The organism is Streptomyces panaciradicis (assembly GCF_023516615.1).
In the GTDB taxonomy this organism is placed as follows: Bacteria; Actinomycetota; Actinomycetes; order Streptomycetales; family Streptomycetaceae; genus Streptomyces; species Streptomyces panaciradicis.
The window spans coordinates 1-15907 of record NZ_JAMGBF010000015.1; the positions used below are offsets into that span (position 1 = coordinate 1).

General features: G+C 73.0%; 14 protein-coding genes. 7 read left to right on the forward strand and 7 right to left on the reverse strand.

The window, feature by feature from the left end; all coding sequences use genetic code 11:
• From M8J74_RS06140 to M8J74_RS06170, 7 genes are all read right to left on the reverse strand, one after another.
• A partial coding sequence (locus M8J74_RS06140; protein ID WP_283947851.1) for a biotin/lipoyl-containing protein occupies window positions 1–359 on the reverse strand: 359 nt, incomplete at its 3' end.
• Between the two features lies 1 nt (window position 360).
• Window positions 361–1416 carry an alpha-ketoacid dehydrogenase subunit beta gene (locus tag M8J74_RS06145; protein WP_249835429.1) on the reverse strand — a complete coding sequence of 352 codons (1056 nt, stop codon included), beginning with the start codon at window positions 1414–1416 and terminating at the stop codon, window positions 361–363.
• Between the two features lie 2 nt (window positions 1417–1418).
• Window positions 1419–2438, reverse strand: coding sequence for a pyruvate dehydrogenase (acetyl-transferring) E1 component subunit alpha (gene pdhA, locus M8J74_RS06150; protein ID WP_249835430.1), 1020 nt, complete (start codon window positions 2436–2438; stop codon window positions 1419–1421).
• Window positions 2435–4237, reverse strand: a complete 1803-nt coding sequence (gene acsA, locus M8J74_RS06155; protein ID WP_249835431.1) for an acetate--CoA ligase — start codon at window positions 4235–4237, stop codon at window positions 2435–2437. The genes pdhA and acsA overlap by 4 nt, the downstream gene beginning before the upstream one ends.
• A gap of 211 nt (window positions 4238–4448) precedes the next feature.
• Window positions 4449–4871, reverse strand: coding sequence for an Hsp20/alpha crystallin family protein (locus M8J74_RS06160; RefSeq protein WP_249835432.1), 423 nt, complete (start codon window positions 4869–4871; stop codon window positions 4449–4451).
• A 94-nt stretch (window positions 4872–4965) separates the two neighbouring features.
• On the reverse strand, window positions 4966–5562 hold the full coding sequence (locus M8J74_RS06165; RefSeq protein WP_249835433.1) for an Rv1733c family protein: 597 nt from the start codon (window positions 5560–5562) through the stop codon (window positions 4966–4968).
• A gap of 59 nt (window positions 5563–5621) precedes the next feature.
• Window positions 5622–6401, reverse strand: a complete 780-nt coding sequence (locus M8J74_RS06170; protein ID WP_249835571.1) for a CBS domain-containing protein — start codon at window positions 6399–6401, stop codon at window positions 5622–5624.
• 264 nt (window positions 6402–6665) lie between these two features.
• Between M8J74_RS06170 and M8J74_RS06175 the strand changes: the two genes are divergently transcribed.
• The 7 genes from M8J74_RS06175 (at window position 6666) to M8J74_RS06205 (ending at window position 15903) form a co-directional block, all read left to right on the forward strand.
• Window positions 6666–8615, forward strand: a complete 1950-nt coding sequence (locus M8J74_RS06175) for a PAS domain S-box protein (RefSeq protein ID WP_249835434.1) — start codon at window positions 6666–6668, stop codon at window positions 8613–8615.
• Window positions 8616–9036: 421 nt separating this feature from the next.
• A complete protein-coding gene (locus tag M8J74_RS06180) occupies window positions 9037–10212 on the forward strand; it encodes an MFS transporter (protein WP_249835435.1) in 1176 nt (391 codons plus the stop codon).
• 151 nt (window positions 10213–10363) lie between these two features.
• On the forward strand, window positions 10364–11254 hold the full coding sequence (locus M8J74_RS06185; protein ID WP_249835436.1) for a universal stress protein: 891 nt from the start codon (window positions 10364–10366) through the stop codon (window positions 11252–11254).
• Window positions 11255–11419: 165 nt separating this feature from the next.
• Window positions 11420–12037 (forward strand): 2-oxoacid:acceptor oxidoreductase family protein, encoded by a 618-nt coding sequence (locus M8J74_RS06190; RefSeq protein ID WP_283947853.1) that lies wholly within the window; start codon window positions 11420–11422, stop codon window positions 12035–12037.
• Window positions 12021–13262, forward strand: coding sequence for a transketolase C-terminal domain-containing protein (locus M8J74_RS06195; RefSeq protein ID WP_249835438.1), 1242 nt, complete (start codon window positions 12021–12023; stop codon window positions 13260–13262). Before M8J74_RS06190 ends, M8J74_RS06195 begins: the two co-directional genes overlap by 17 nt.
• Complete coding sequence (locus tag M8J74_RS06200) at window positions 13259–14269, forward strand: thiamine pyrophosphate-dependent enzyme (RefSeq protein WP_249835439.1); 1011 nt, start codon at window positions 13259–13261, stop codon at window positions 14267–14269. Before M8J74_RS06195 ends, M8J74_RS06200 begins: the two co-directional genes overlap by 4 nt.
• Complete coding sequence (locus tag M8J74_RS06205) at window positions 14266–15903, forward strand: NAD(P)-binding protein (protein ID WP_249835440.1); 1638 nt, start codon at window positions 14266–14268, stop codon at window positions 15901–15903. Before M8J74_RS06200 ends, M8J74_RS06205 begins: the two co-directional genes overlap by 4 nt.
• The last annotated feature ends 4 nt before the right edge of the window (window positions 15904–15907 follow it).

The following is a 15907-nucleotide window of genomic DNA, read 5'->3' on the forward strand; positions in this document are numbered from 1 at the left end:
CGGGCGGGAGCGGTGGCCGCGGGCCGGGCGGGCTCGGCGACCTCCGGCGACGTCTCCACGACGGGGGCGGCCGTCGCGACCGGTGCGGCCGGTGCCGGAGCCGCCTTCCGCGCGCCCCGCGCGGTCCCGCTCTCGATCACCGCGAGCGGCGTCCCCACCGGCACGCGCGCCCCCGGCTCCACGAGCAGGCTTCCCACCGTCCCCGACTCGAAGCACTCCACCTCGATGGCGGCCTTGTCGGTCTCCACGACGGCCACCACATCGCCCTTGGTCACCGGGTCCCCGGGGCTCACGAGCCATTCCACCAGCAGCCCTTCGTCCATGTCGGCACCGAGCGACGGCATGGTGAACTCGGCCATCTCAGCCCGCCGCCTTCCCGTCCTGGTACGGCGCACCCGCCCCGACGGTGAACGGTTCGGGGCCCACCGCGCGCCGGGCGGCCGCGACGATCCCGGCGACCTGCGGCAGCGCGGCCTCCTCCAGCCTGCGGGCGTAGGGCATGGGCACCTCGGCGCTGCACACGCGCTCGACGGGGGCGTCGAGGTCGTAGAAGTTGTTCTCGGTGAGCCGGGCACTGATCTCGGCGGCCAGGCTGCCGGTGCGCCAGCCCTCGTCGACGACGACCGCCCGGTGCGTGCGGGCGACGGAGCCGGCGAGGGTCGCGTCGTCCAGCGGGCGCAGCGTGCGCAGGTCCACCACCTCGGCACTGATGCCGCCGCGCGCCAGATCGTCGGCGGCGGCCAGGACCTTGGGCAGCGAGCCGCCGTAGGTGATGAGCGAGACGTCCGTTCCGGGCCTGCGGATCGCCGCGTGGTCGATGTCGACCGGTCCCGCGTCGGCCGGCAGGTCGCCGGAGGTGTTGTACAGCCCCCCGTGTTCGAAGATCAGCACGGGATCGGGGTCGGCGAGGGCCGGGGCGAGCATGTACCGTGCGTCGGCGATCGTCGCCGGGGCCAGCACCCTGAGGCCGGGGATGTGCGCGTACCAGCCCTCCAGGCTGTGCGAATGCTGCGCGGCGAGCTGGCGTCCGGCTCCGGTGGTCATCCGGATGACGATCGGTACCGGCAGCTGACCGCCGGACATGTGCAGCAGGGTCGCGGCGTTGTTGAGGATCTGGTCCAGGGCCAGCAGGCTGAAGTTGACCGTCATGATCTCGACGATCGGCCGCATGCCCGCCAGGGCCGCGCCGATGCCGGCGCCGACGAACGCGGACTCCGACAGCGGCGCGTCCCTGACCCGCTCGGGGCCGAACTCCTCCAGCAGACCGAGGCTGACGCCGAAGCAGCCGCCGTAGCGGCCCACGTCCTCGCCCATCAGGAACACCCGCTCGTCGGCGCGCAGGGCGTCCCTGAGGGCCTCCCGCATCGCCTCTCGGTAGGTGGTCTTCCGCTCGGCGGGGTCACCGGTGGCCGGCATGGTCAACTCGCCTCCTCCACAGGGCTGGTGACGTACCGCAGCAGGTCCTCGACGGGTTCTTCGGGAGCCTGCTCGGCGCTGTGGACGGCCGCGTCGATCTCGTCGGCCACCCGCTGCTCCAGTTCGGCGAGCGCCTCGTCCGTCAGCTCACCGCTCTGCCGCAGCCGCCCGGCGAGCCGTTCGACCGGATCGTTCTCCTTCCACCGTTCGATCTCGGCCTTGTCGCGGTAGCGGTCCGGGTCGTACATGGAGTGGGCACGGAAGCGGTAGGTGCGCATCTCCAAAAAGTGCGGCCCCGACCCGGCTCGGACGCCTTCGGCCGCGCGCCGGGCGGCGTCCTCGACGGCGAGCACGTCCATGCCGTCGACGGCCCAGGAGACCATGCCGTAGGAGGCGGCGCGCATCGCCAGGTCGGTCTGGGCCTGGGCGCGCTCCAGGGCCGTGCCCATCGCGTACAGGTTGTTCTCGCAGACCAGCAGCAGCGGAAGGCCCCACAGGGCGGCCAGGTTGGCCGTCTCGTGGAACTCGCCCTCGGCGAAGGCGCCGTCGCCGAAGAAGCAGCAGGTGACCCGGTTCCGGCCGGCGATCCGGTCGGCGAGGGCGAGTCCGGCGGCCAGCGGCAGGCCTCCGCCGACGATCGCGTTGCCGCCGTAGAAGCGGCGCGAGGCGTCGAAGAGGTGCATGGAACCGCCGCGCCCCCGGCTGCACCCCGTGGCCTTGCCGAACATCTCCGCCATGATCGCGTCGGCGGGGACGCCGCGGGCGAGCGCGTGTCCGTGTTCGCGGTACGTCGACACCACCGCGTCCTCGTCGGTGAGCGCCTCGACGACCCCGACGGCGACGGCCTCCTCACCGATGTACAGGTGCATGAAGCCCCGGATGCGCGCGGCGCTGTACAGCTCGACGCAGCGCTCCTCGAATCGGCGGATGCGCAGCATCGAGGCGAGCAGGGCCGGCACGTGGGCCGGCTGCTTCTTCGGGCGGGCCCTGGGCTTGCGTGCCCGGGGGGTGGTGGCGCTCATGCGGACCCCTCCGTCGCTTCCAGAGTGGAGATGTCGCCCTCGGGCAGGCCGAGTTCCCGGGCCCGGAGCAGCCGGCGCATCACCTTGCCGCTGCGGGTGTGCGGCAGGTGCTGGTCGAAGGCGATCTCGCGGGGCGCGACGGCCGGGCCGAGCCGGCGGCGGGCGAAGGCCAGCAGTTCCTGGCGGGTCTCGGTGGTCGGGTCGTAGCCCGGCCGCAGGGTCACGAACGCCTTCACGATGTTCCCGGCGACGGGGTCGGGGCGCCCGATGACGCCGGACTCGGCGACCGCGGGGTGTTCCATCAGGGCGCTCTCCACCTCGAAGGGCCCGATGAGGTGCCCCGCCGACTTGATGACGTCGTCGGCGCGCCCCACGAACCAGTACCAGCCGTCGGCGTCGCGCCGCACCAGGTCACCGGTGAGGTACCAGCCGCCGGCGAACGCCGCGACCGAGCGGTCGGGCTCGTTCAGATAGCCCCGGAACATGGACGGCCACCCGGGCCGCAGGGCGAGTTCGCCCTCCGTGTCCGGCTCGTGGAGCTCGGTGACGCGCCCGCCGGTGATCTGTGCCCGGCTGTCCTCGCCGCGCCGCAGCACCGTCGCCTCCACGCCCGGCAGCGGTCGCCCCATGGAACCGGGGCGGATGTCACAGGCCGCGAAGTTGGCGATCATGATGGCGCCGGTCTCCGTCTGCCACCAGTTGTCGTGCACCGGCAGCCCCAGGACGTCGCGCCCCCACACCACGGCCTCCGGGTTGAGCGGCTCGCCGACCGAGGCGATGAAGCGCAGGGCCCCGAGGTCGTAGGAACGGGGCAGATCGTAGGGGCCGGTCCGCGGCGTGGTCTTCATCAGCATGCGCAGCGCCGTCGGGGCGGTGTACCACACGCTGACCCGCTGTTCGGCGAGGATGCGGTACCAGCGGCGGGCGCTGTAGTCGCCCTCGTCGACGACCACGGTGACGCCGTGCATGAGCGGCGCGACGACGCCGTAGGACATGCCGGTGACCCAGCCCGGGTCCGCCGTGCACCAGAACACGTCGTCGCGGTGGAGGTCGAGCGCGTAGGCGGCGGTGGCGTAGTGGGCGACGGCCGCCTCGTGGACGTGGACGGCACCCTTGGGGGTGCCGGTGGTACCGCTGGTGAAGTGGAGCAGGGCCATGTCGTCGGCCGAGGTGGGCGGAATGGTGAAGGCGGTCGGCGCGCCGGACATCAGGGCGTCGTACGACAGGGTGCCCGGCAGGTCCTGCGCGCCGTCGCCGACGATCAGCACGTGCTTCAGCGCCGGCAGCCGGTCGCGCTGCCCGGCGACCTTCCTGCGGTACAGCTCCGCCGTGGTGACCAGCACCCTGGCGTCGCTCAGCCGCAGCCGCTGCGCCACGGGGTCCGGTCCGAACGCCGAGAACAGCGGGCACAGCACGCTGGTGTTCTTCAGGGTGCCGAGGACCACCGTGTACAGCTCGGGGCACCGGCCCAGCAGGGTCACCACCCGCTCGCCCCGGTCGACGCCGAGGCTGCGCAGCACGTTGGCGAACCGCGCCGTGTCGCGGGCCAGGTCCCGGTAGGTCACGGAGGTCACCGACTCGTCGCGGCCCACGCAGCGCAGCGCGACCGCCGTCGCGTGCGGGGATGCGGCGTGCCGGTCCACGGCCTCGTAGGCGATGTTGAGGCCCTGTCCGCGGGGCAGGCCGTCCAGCGCGGCGCGGGCGCCGGACCAGGAGAAGGCTTCGCAGGCCTTCTCGTAGTCGTCCAGATTGGGCGGCACGCGAGGCGGGACGGCTTTGCGGATCGTCTCCCAGGGCATGGCGGCTCCCCTTCCTCGACCTGCTTCGACCATGCGTCCGTGCGGCACGGCACGCACTGGGCCGAACGTCCCCTGCTCAGGCCGGGTGGCTCCGCCGGGTCCGGCGGAGCCGGGAAGCCGGCGCCCGCGCCGTGCCGATCCCGCGGCCGGACGCGGCTGCGCGGCCGGGGTGGGCCGGTCGCGCAGGGTGCGGCTCAGCGCGTGACAGCGCTCAGACGTGCCGCACGGGGATGGTCCTCGTGTCCGCCTTCTTCTCGGGCACCGGAACCGTGATGGTCAGTACGCCGTCCTTGTACTCCGCGGTCGCCTCGTCGCCCTGTGCTCCCGGGGGCAGCCGCAGGGAGCGGGTGAAGGTGCCGTAGCGGAACTCGCTGTGGTGCTTGTCGGTCGTCTCCTCGGTGCGCGTGGCACGCAGTGTCAGAACGCCTTCCGCGACGGTGATCTCGACGTCCTTCGACGGGTCGACGCCCGGAAGCTCGGCCCGCAGCACGTACGCCCCGTCCTTCAGCTGCTCCTCGATGCGAATGCCGTGCGTCCCGGGGACGGTGTGCGCCGCCGGGAATCCGCCCTCGACCCAGCCGAACAGGTCAGGGAGCGCGGGCCAGCCCGGGAACCGCTCGATCATGCCGCTCATCTCGCCCTCCTCTTCGTCTCCTGCTTCCAGCGTCACGCCGCGGAGGGGCGTCCGCGTGGGCCGTCCGGCCCCGCGCGGGACCCGGTGGACCCTGTCAGCCGAGCATGCGCTTGCGCCACTGGGGACCGACCTGGCGCCACTCCGCCTCCCACTCGTCGTAGCGGCGGCGGTCCAGGCGGTTGCAGACCAGCCGGCCACCGAGAAGGACGAGGGTGCCGGCGGCGAGCCCGGTCGGCACGGCCAGCAGGACGGCCTGGGTGCGGGCCACGGCGGGCCCGGCGGGTTCGACGACCGGGGTGCCGTCGCGATCGAGCCACACGGTGACGCGGGCGCCCACCGTTCCGCCGGGTTCGACCTTGGCCAGGTCGGTGTGCGCGGTGCCGTCACGGCCGGTCCAGCGCACCTTGGCCCACACGGTGCCGTCGGAGCCGTAGGGGGCGACGACGGCGCTCTTGGGCGCGTCCTGGAGGAGGACGGCGGACACGGGGTGCACCGCGGCCCGTCGTGCGGTGAGGTCGTGCTCCGCCCAGGTGCCGGCGGCGAGCCCGGCGAACAGGCCGCCCACCACGGCGAGGACCCAGGCCGTCAGCAGGACCCAGCCCTGCACGCGGTCGCTGCGGCGCAGGAGCGTGTTGTGCCGCCACCGCCAGAACCGCACTCTGGCCGGCTTGTCAGGGCGTTGCTGCTTCATCGTCGACGCCTCTTCCCGCGTCTGCCGAGAACGCTCCGCGTTCCCTCCAGGACACCGTCTCACGTACGGCCGTCGCAGGTCAGGGGCCGGTCGGGGTCGTCGCCGGGACATCCGGACCCCTTCCGGCCCGTCGGGTCCCCGGCGGCTCGCGCCTCGGGGACTTCGGGCAGGTCCGCGTCGAGGTCGACCCGGCGCGGCGGGCCCGTCAGCGCGCAGTCGACGTCGACCACGCCCTCCACCGCCCGCGCCAGGCGGACGGCGACGGGCACGAAGGCGGTGTCCGCGACCCGGCCGGTGATCCGTACGACGCCGTCGCGCACCCTGACCAGGATCGGTTCGACAGGCTCGGGGAAGAGCGGGGCGATCACGTCGCGGCGCACCTCCTGCTCGATGTCGGCGTCCTCGCGCAGGAACACCTGGAGCAGGTCGGAACGGCTGACGATCCCCCGCAGCACCCCCGCCTCGTCGACGACCGGCAGCCGCCTGACCCCGTACTGGGCCATCGTGCGGGCCGCCTGGGCGAGCGTGGCGTCGGCCCGGACGGTGAGCGCGGGCGCGGTCATCACCTCGCCCGCCGTGCGCGCGCCGGCCTTGGCGAGGTCGCCGCCGCGGTGCATCCGGGTGTACCGGTCGGGGGTCCGGTTGCGGAACTCCTCCTTCGGCAGCAGGTCCGCCTCGGAGACGACGCCGACGACGCGCCGGTCCTCGTCCAGCACGGGCAGGGCGCTGACCTGCCACCGGCGGATCGCCCTGACGATGTCCTTGAACGGCGCGCCGCTCGCCAGGGCCACGACGGTGCGGGTCATCACATCGCTCACGGTGTGCGGAGTGCCGTACATGATGTCCTCCGGCATGCCCCGGCGCAGGGTCGCGCCCGTCAGGGGCCCCTGTACTCAGCGTCCCGCCGACGGCGGGCGGACGGCTTGGGCCGAACGGCACCAGGACCTCGAGCCGACGGGCACTTCCGCAGGGGATGGCCAGAAATCACCGTCGTAACGGACAGGGTCGAACAGTGCACGCACAGTAAGCGACAACCCGGTGCGGCGCTGACGGCGAAGCGGTGAGATGGCCTGATCGACGCCGGGGGTGGAGGTGAGGCGGAGATGGCCGACTTCGTCGAGACGGAGCCGCAGCTCAGTGCCGCGGTGCGTGATCGTTGCCGGTGTGCCGCAGCCGTCCGGGACGGGGCTCCCGGGGGTGCGGAAGAAAGGTTCCGTGGGCTGCTGGAGGCGGCGCCGGACGCCATGGTCATCGTCGACGACACCGGCAGCATCAAGCTCGTCAACGCCCAGACCGAGGCCCTGTTCGGCTACGGACGCGAGGAACTCCTCGGGCATCCGGTGGAGTTGCTCATGCCGTATCGGTTCCGCGGCCACCACACCCTGCACCGCGGCGGCTACACCGACAACCGCCAGGTGCGGCCCATGGGGGCCGGCCTCGATCTGCACGGGCTGCGCAAGGACGGCACCGAGTTCCCGGTGGAGATCAGCCTCAGCCCGCTGGAGACCTCCGACGGGCTGCTGGTGTCCGCGGCGGTCCGCGACGTCAGTGACCGCAAGGCCGCAGAGGCCCGCATCAACGAACTCGCCGCGCTCGTGGAGTCCTCGCAGGACGCGATCCTCGCCAAGACCCTCGACGGCTACATCACGTACTGGAACGCGGCCGCGCAGGACCTCTACGGCTACACGGCCGAAGAGGTCATCGGCCGGCACGTCTCCCTCCTCGCGCCCTCGGCCCTGCGCGACGAGGTCAGCATCCTGCTGGGGCGGCTGCGCGACGGCGAGAAGGTCGAGCACTTCGAGACGCTGCGGGTCACCAGGTCCGGGGGCCTGCTGGACGTCGACGTCACACTGTGGCCGACCCGGGACACCGCCGGCACCGTGGTGGGGGCGTGTGCCATCGTGCGGGACATCAGCGACCGCAAGAAGGCGGAGGCCGAGCTCACCGCGCTGTACGAGCAGCAGCGGCACATCGCCCTCACCCTGCAGCGCAGTCTGATGGGCGCCCCGCCCTCCCTGCCCGGTCTGGCCACGGCGAGCCGCTACCGCCCGGCCACGCAGGGCGCCGGGGTGGGCGGCGACTGGTTCGACCTGATCCCGCTGGGCGCCGACCGGGTCGGGGTGCTCATAGGCGACGTGATGGGCCGCGGTCTGGAGGCCGCCGCCGTCATGGGCCAGCTGCGCTCGGCGGCGCACGCCCTCGCCAAGACCGGCATGCAGCCCCGCCAGCTGATGCAGGCGCTGGACACCTGCGTGGCCGACCTGGACGTACCGGACCAGCTCGTCACCTGCTGCTACCTGGTCATCGCGCCGGACACCGGGACGGTGACGGTGTGTTCCGCCGGACATCTGCCGATCCTCGTCGCGGGCGTCGACGAGGGGGTCCGCGGCCTGCCCTCACCGGTCAACGCGCCGCTCGGCGTGGGCGGCATCCTCTACGAGCAGTCCTGTACGGCGATCCCGCCGGGCGCGACCCTCGTGCTGTACACCGACGGGCTGATCGAGACGCCGGGCAGCGACATCGAGGAGCGGGTGGGCGAACTGTCCGTCGTACTCGAGGAGTTCTTCGTCGGCACGCCGTGTCTGGAGGCCGCGGCCGATCATGTGCTGGCGAGCCTGCTGCCCGACCCGGAGAGCCACAACGACGACGTGACGCTCCTGCTGGCACAGCTGCCGGCCGCGCCGCTGGCAGCCCTCGGCACGGAACTTCCGGCCGTGCCGTCCTCCGTTCCGGAGGGGCGGGCCTTTCTGCAGAAGGCGCTGACCTCGTGGAACTGCACCCCGAGCGCCCATGACGCCCTGCTGCTGTTGTCGGAGACCCTGACGAACGCGGTGCAGCACGCGGAGGGCCCCATCGGCCTGCATCTGCACCGCACCGCCACGGACCTGACCGTCGAGGTCAGCGACCACAGCCCGCATCTGCCGCAGCCGCGTCTGGCGGCGCAGGACGAGGAGTCCGGGCGGGGCCTGCTGCTGGTGCGGGCCCTCGCCGACACCTGGGGCGTACGGCCCACCGACGAGGGCAAGACGACCTGGTTCACGCTCAAGCTGTGAGCGGCGGCGTCGCCGCCGTCCGGGGGGCCGGCCGTCCCACAGGTGCCGCCGCAGCGGACGAGCCGTCGATCCCGCCCGGCTTCCCCCCACCGGAAGCCGGGCGGGCGGACCGGGGCCACCGCACGTTCCCCGGTGGCCCGTTCCGGGAGAACGGTCCGAGGGCCGGGGCGAGCGGCCCCGCGGTCGTTCTCCATGGACCGGGACGCTATGCGGGGCGCCGGCCGCCCGGCCGTGGGCCGAACGGCCTCCGGCGGGTCCCGACCGGCCGCGGGTCGAGGTCCTTCGGCCCACACCGCCGGCGCGACTGATCGTCAACGCTGACGTCAGTCATCCACCCGCAGAAGGGACCAGCGCCATGCTCCAGTCGTCGAGGAACCCGCAACAGGCTCCGCCGGCGCCGGTCCCAGGGCGAGCCTGGCTGATGCTGGCCCTGGCCACCATCGGATTCGCCGTCAACTTCTGGGCGTGGGCGCTGCTCAGCCCGCTCGGCCCACGGTTCAAGGACTCCCTGGGGCTGTCCTCCTTCCAGCAGTCGCTGCTGGTGGCGGTGCCGGTCGTCGTCGGCTCGCTGGGCCGCATACCGGTGGGCGCGCTCACCGACCGGTACGGCGGCCGGCTGATGTTCCCGCTGGTGTCCGTCGTGACGGTGGTGCCGGTGCTGTACCTGGGACTGGCCGGGCACTCCTCGCTCACGGCGCTGCTGGTCGGGGGCTTCTTCCTCGGCGTCGGCGGCACCGCCTTCGCCGTCGGGGTGCCCTTCGTGAACGCCTGGTTCCCGCCCGAGCGGCGGGGGCTGGCCATCGGCCTGTTCGGCATGGGCATGGGCGGCACCGCCATCAGCGCCCTGAGCACGGTCAAGCTGGTCAAGGCGCACAGTGTCGAGACGCCGTTCCTGATCACCGCCGCGGTCCTGCTGGCGTACGCGGTCGTGGCCGCCCTGGTCCTGCGCGACGCCCCGGACCGCGTCGTGCCGACGGAGCCGCTGAGCACCCGGCTCGCGGCCACGCTGCGGCTCGGCATCACCTGGCAGGCCTCGGCGCTCTACGCGGTCGCCTTCGGCGGCTACGTCGCCTTCTCCGTGTACCTGCCCACCTACCTGAAGAACGGCTACGGCCTCACCCAGGCCGACGCCGCGAACCGCATGGCCGGGTTCGTGCTGCTGGCGGTGGCGATGCGGCCGGTCGGCGGCTGGCTGTCGGACCGCGTCGGCCCGGTCCGCGTGCTGGCCGGCTCGCTGGCGCTGGTCGTCACCGGCGCGCTGGTGCAGTCGGCGACTCCGGCGCTGGCACCGATGGGCACGCTCGCGTTCCTGCTCATGGCGGCCGCACTCGGCGCCGGCAGCGGCGCGACCTTCGCCTTCGTGGCCCTGCTCGCCCCGCCGCAGCGCACCGGTTCGGTCACCGGCGTCGTCGGCGCCGCCGGCGGCCTGGGCGGCTTCGTCCCGCCGCTGGTGATGGGCTCGCTCTACGGCTCCTACGGCAGCTACGCGGTCGGCCTGTTGCTGCTGGCGGGTGTCGCGGCGACGGCGCTGGTCTTCACCGGCACCGAGGTGCGGCGGGCGCTGACCCACCGGGAGCCGGTCGGCGCGGCCCACTGATCCCGGGGCGGCCCGGGCGGGGAGCAGGGCCGTTCGGCCTGGTGCCGAGGACGGCCAGCCCCTGCCCGGGCCGCCGTGCGTGCGCCGACTCTGATGGCATGACCCGTGCCGGAGCGGACCGCGCGGGCACCGATCCGGGGAGGTGTTGGCCGTGCTTCGCCCTGTTGTCGTGGGACTGGACGGTTCACGTGAGAGCCTCGCCGCCGCCGACTGGGCTGCCAGGGAGGCGCTGCGGCGCGGGCTGCCGCTGCGGCTTGTGCACGCGTACGAGGGGCTGCCGCCGGACGCGTCGGACCTGCCGGAGCTGGAGGCACCCCGCTACTGGGCGGGACGGATCCTGCGCGCCGCCCTGGACCGGCTGAACGAGCGGTATCCGCAGGTCGACCTGAGTTCCGAGCAGATCGTCCGGCCCGCCGCGGAGGCGCTGGTCAGGGCCGGTGCGCAGGCGGAGCTGCTGGTGCTGGGCAGCCGTGCGTTCAGTGGCTTCGGCGGGTTCATGGCCGGGTCCGTGGCGCTGGCGACGGTCGCGCACGTGACGCGGCCGGTGGTGCTGGTGCGGGCCGATCAGGCTCCCGAGGACGAACGCATCCCGGATCCGGCCGGCCGGCCGTCGGTGCGGGAGCCGTACCGCGAGGTCGTCGTGGGGGTGGACACCGGGCATCCGTGCGAGGAGGTCCTGCGGTTCGCCTTCGAGAGCGCCGCGCTGCGCGTCGCCCCGCTGCTGGTGGTGCACCTGTGGCAGCAGCCGCGGCTGTCGCGCCCGGCGGACGAGGAGGCGAACGCCGCGGCGCAGGCCGTGGCCGAGAAGGAACTGGCCGCCGTCGTGCGGCCGTGGCGGGAGAAGTTCCCCACGGTCGGGGTGCGCGAGCTGGTGCAGAACGGGCATCCGGCGCAGGAGCTGCTGCACGCGACGACCGACGCCGGTCTGCTGGTCGTCGGCCGCAAGGCCCGCGCGGGCCGGCTCGGCACGCACACCGGTCCGGTGGCCCACGCGGTGATGCACCACGTGCACTGCCCCGTCGCGATCGTCCCGCACACCTGACGCCCCCGCCCGTACCGGTCCCTGCGCAGGTCCACGCACTGCGCACGACGGTCCGCCCCCGACCCCGGGACCCTCGCACAGGGCCGCGGCCCGGCTTGCCCCCTCGGCCCCCGCCCGGGGACCTTCGGCCCCTGCGAGGGCGGGGGGAGCCGGGGATACGACTGGATGACAGGGCTCCGGGAGGAGGGCGTCGTGTTCCAGGTACGCATCCACGGTCGCGGTGGGCAAGGTGCCGTGACGGCAGCGGAGTTGTTGTCGGTGGCGGCGTTCCTGGAGGGCCGTCACGCGCAGGCGTTCCCGAGCTTCGGCTCGGAGCGCACCGGCGCGCCGGTGATGGCGTTCTGCCGTATCGACGACCGGCCCATCCGGGTGCGCGAGCCCGTGATGCGGCCCGACGCCCTGGTCGTCCAGGACGCCACCCTGCTGAACCAGGTGAACGTCTTCGAGGGACTGCGGCCCGACGGGTTCGTGCTCATCAACTCCGCACGCCGCATCGACGAGCTGGGACTCGCGGATCTCGCCGTGACCATGCCCCAGGTGCTCACCCTCACCGTGCCGGCCACCGCACTCGCCCTGCGCCACTTCGGGCGGCCGGTCCCGAACGCCGTCCTGCTGGGCGGACTCGCCGCGCTCACCGGGTGTGTGCGGCTGGAGTCGCTGACGGCCGCCATCGAAGAGCGGTTCTCCGGAGAGCTGGGCGCGGCCAACGCGGCCGCCGCCCGGGAGGCCTTCGCCCATGTCGGCGCCGAGCGTGAGGAGCTCGTCCGTGCTCAAGCAGACTGAGGGATCGCGTGCGGTCGCGGAGACGGTGGCGTACTGCCGTCCCGAGGTGATCGCCGCCTATCCCATCTCACCGCAGACGCACATCGTGGAGGAGCTCAGCCGCCTGGTGAAGTCCGGTGCGCTGAAGCCCTGCGAGTACGTCAACGTCGAGTCGGAGTTCGCCGCGATGTCCATGTGCATCGGCGCCTCCGCGGCCGGCGCCCGCACCTACACGGCGACCGCGAGCCAGGGACTGCTGTACATGGTGGAGGCGCTGTACAACGCCTCCGGTCTCGGCCTGCCCGTCGTGATGACGGTGGCGAACCGCGCCATCGGCGCCCCCATCAACATCTGGAACGACCACAGCGACACCATGTCCCAGCGCGACTCCGGCTGGATCCAGCTGTACGCGCGCGACAACCAGGAGGCCGCCGACCTGCACCCGCAGGCCTTCCGGCTGGCCGAGGAGCTGTCGCTGCCGGTGATGGTGTGCATGGACGGCTTCGTGCTCACCCACGCCTGGGAGCGGATCGAGGTCCCGGAGCAGGCGCAGGTCGACGCGTTCCTGCCGCCGTACGACCCCAGGCAGGTGCTGGACCCCGACGAGCCGGTGTCGATCGGCGCGATGGTCGGCCCGGACGCCTTCACCGAGGTGCGCTATCTGGCGCACGCCAAGCAGATGCAGGCGCTGGAGGCGATCCCGCGCGTCGCGGAGGAGTTCCGGCAGGTCTTCGGGCGTTCCTCGGGCGGGCTGGTGCATCCGTACGCCTGCGAGGACGCGGAGACGATCATCGTGGCGCTGGGCTCGGTCTTCGGCACGGTGTGCGACGTCGTCGACGAGATGCGCGAGAACGGGGTCCGGATCGGAGCGCTGGCGATCACGTCCTTCCGGCCGTTCCCGCTGGAGGAGGTACGGGCGGCGCTGGGCCGGGCGCGTCGGGTCGTCGTACTGGAGCGGGCGCTGGCGGTCGGCATCGGCGGGATCGTGTCGTCGAACGTGCGTACCGCGCTGTCCGGGATCCAGCTCGCCGGCCACACCGTGGTCGCCGGGCTCGGCGGGCGGCCGATCACGAAGGAGTCGCTGCACCGGCTGTTCGACGACGCGGTCGCCGGACGGCTGGAGCAGCTGACCTTCCTCGACCTCAACACCGAACTGGTGGAGCGGGAGCTCGCGCGGATGGCGAAGACCAGGCGGTCGGGTCCGTCCGCGGAGAACATCCTGCGCGATGTGGGGAGCAACCGATGACTGCCGCACGCGAGGTCAGGTTCTACCAGGTGGGCAGCTTCGCCGCGGGCAACCGGCTGCTGGGTCCGGAGCTGCAGTCCGAGCAGGCCCATCCCGGCCGCTCCAACGCGCTGACCTGCGGCCACCGCGCCTGCCAGGGCTGCGGCGAGGCGCTCGGCGCCCGTTACGCCCTGGACGCGGCCCAGCGGGCGGCCGGCGGGAAGGTCATCGCCGTCAACGCGACCGGCTGCCTGGAGGTGTTCTCCACGCCGTATCCGGAGACGTCGTGGCAACTGCCGTGGCTGCACTCCCTGTTCGGCAACGCGCCCGCCGTCGCCGCGGGCGTCGCCGCCGCGCTGCGCGCCAAGGGCCGCACGGACGTGCGGGTGGTCGGGCAGGGCGGGGACGGCGGCACGGTCGACATCGGCCTGGGCTGCCTGTCCGGCATGTTCGAGCGCAACGACGACGTGCTGTACGTCTGCTACGACAACGAGGCGTACATGAACACCGGCGTGCAGCGCTCGGGGGCCACTCCCCCGACCACGCGCACGGCGACCACGCAGGCGGTGGGCGAGGTGCCCGGCGCCCCCTTCGGGCAGGGCAAGAGCCTGCCGCTGATCGCGATGGCGCACGAGATCCCCTACGTCGCCACGGCCACCGTCGCGGGTCTGCGCGACCTGGAGGCGAAGGTGCACCGGGCGATGGGGATGCGCGGCGCCCGCTATCTGCACGTGCTGGTGCCCTGCCCGCTGGGCTGGGGCACGGCCTCGCACGACACGGTGCGGATCGCCAGGCTGGCCGAACAGACCGGGCTGTTCCCGGTGTTCGAGGCCACCGGCGGGGTGGTCACCGACGTCACACCCATCCGGCGGCGGGTGCCGGTGGAGGAGTACCTGCGGCCGCAGAAGCGGTACGCCCATCTGTTCCGGCCGGAGCTGCGCACGGATGTCATCGCCCGCCTGCAGCGGACCGCCGACCGCAACATCGCCCGATTCGGGCTGCTGGCGCAGGAGGAGGCGTCGTCGTGAAGGAGAAGCCGTTCGCGATCACTTTGGACGTGGGCTCCAGCCTGGCCAACCGGACCGGCGCCTGGCGCACCGAACGTCCCCGGTACGTCGACCGGATGCCGCCGTGCAACCAGGCGTGCCCGGCCGGGGAGAACATCCAGCAGTGGCTGTTCCACGCCGAGAGCGGCGACTACGAGTCCGCGTGGCGGCAGTTGATGCGGGACAACCCGCTGCCCGCCGTGATGGGCCGGGTCTGCTACCACCCGTGCGAGACCGCCTGCAACCGCGTCCAGGTCGACAACGCCGTCGGCATCAACTCGATCGAGCGGTTCCTGGGCGACGAGGCGATCCGGCGGGGCTGGACCGTCGAGGCTCCGTCGGAGACCAGCGGCAAGCGGGTGCTGGTGATCGGCTCCGGGCCCGCCGGGCTGTCGGCCGCCTACCATCTGCGGCTGCTCGGCCACGAGGTGACGATCCGTGAGGCGCAGGACCGCCCCGGCGGGATGATGCGCTACGGCATCCCGCGCTACCGGCTGCCGCGCGAGGTGCTGGACGCGGAGATCGACCGGATCATGGCCCTGGGCGTCACGCTGGAGCTGGGCACCAAGGTCGAGGACGTGCTCACGGCCCAGGCGGAGGGCGGCTTCGACGCCGTGTTCCTGGCCGTGGGCGCGGGCATCGGCAAGCGTGCCTACATCCCGGCCGGCGACAGCGCCCGCGTCCTGGACGCGGTGTCCCTGCTGGGCAGCATGGAGGGCGAGGGCCCGCCGCTGCTGGGCCGCCGGGTCGCCGTCTACGGCGGCGGCAACACCGCCATGGACGCCGCCCGGACCGCCCGGAGGCTGGGCGCCACGGACGCCGTGGTGGTCTACCGGCGCACCCGGGACCGGATGCCCGCGCACGACATCGAGGTCGAGGAGGCGCTGGAGGAGGGCGTGCGGATGAAGTGGCTCTCCACCATCAAGCACGCCGACGAGGGCCGGCTGACCATCGAGCGGATGGAACTCGACGAGACCGGATTCCCGCAGCCCACGGGCGAGTTCGAGGAACTTCAGGCGGACAGCGTGGTGCTGGCGCTCGGCCAGGACTCGGACCTGTCCCTGCTGCGGGACGTACCGGAACTGGCCGTGGACCACGGCATGGTGCAGGTGGCCGACGGCCTCATGACGGGACGTCAGGGCATCTTCGCGGGCGGCGACATGGTACCGGCCGAGCGCACCGTGACCGTGGCCGTGGGCCACGGCAAGAAGGCGGCCCGGCACATCGACGCGTATCTGCGCGGCGCCACCTACGATCCGGGCGCCAAGCACGCCCCGGCCACCTTCGACCTGCTCAATCCCTGGTACTACTCCGACGCCCCCGCCTCGGTGCGGCCGCGCCTCGAACTGGCCCGCCGCGTCTCGACGTTCGACGAGGTCGTGCAGGGACTCGACGAGTCCACCGCGCTGTTCGAGGCACGGCGCTGCATGTCCTGCGGCAACTGCTTCGAGTGCGACAACTGCTACGGCGTCTGCCCGGACAACGCCATCAGGAAGCTGGGCCCGGGCAAGGGCTTCGACATCGACCTGGACTACTGCAAGGGCTGCGGGCTGTGTGCGGCGGAGTGCCCGTGCGGAGCCATCGAGATGGTGCCCGAGGAGGACTCCGGCGCCTGACACG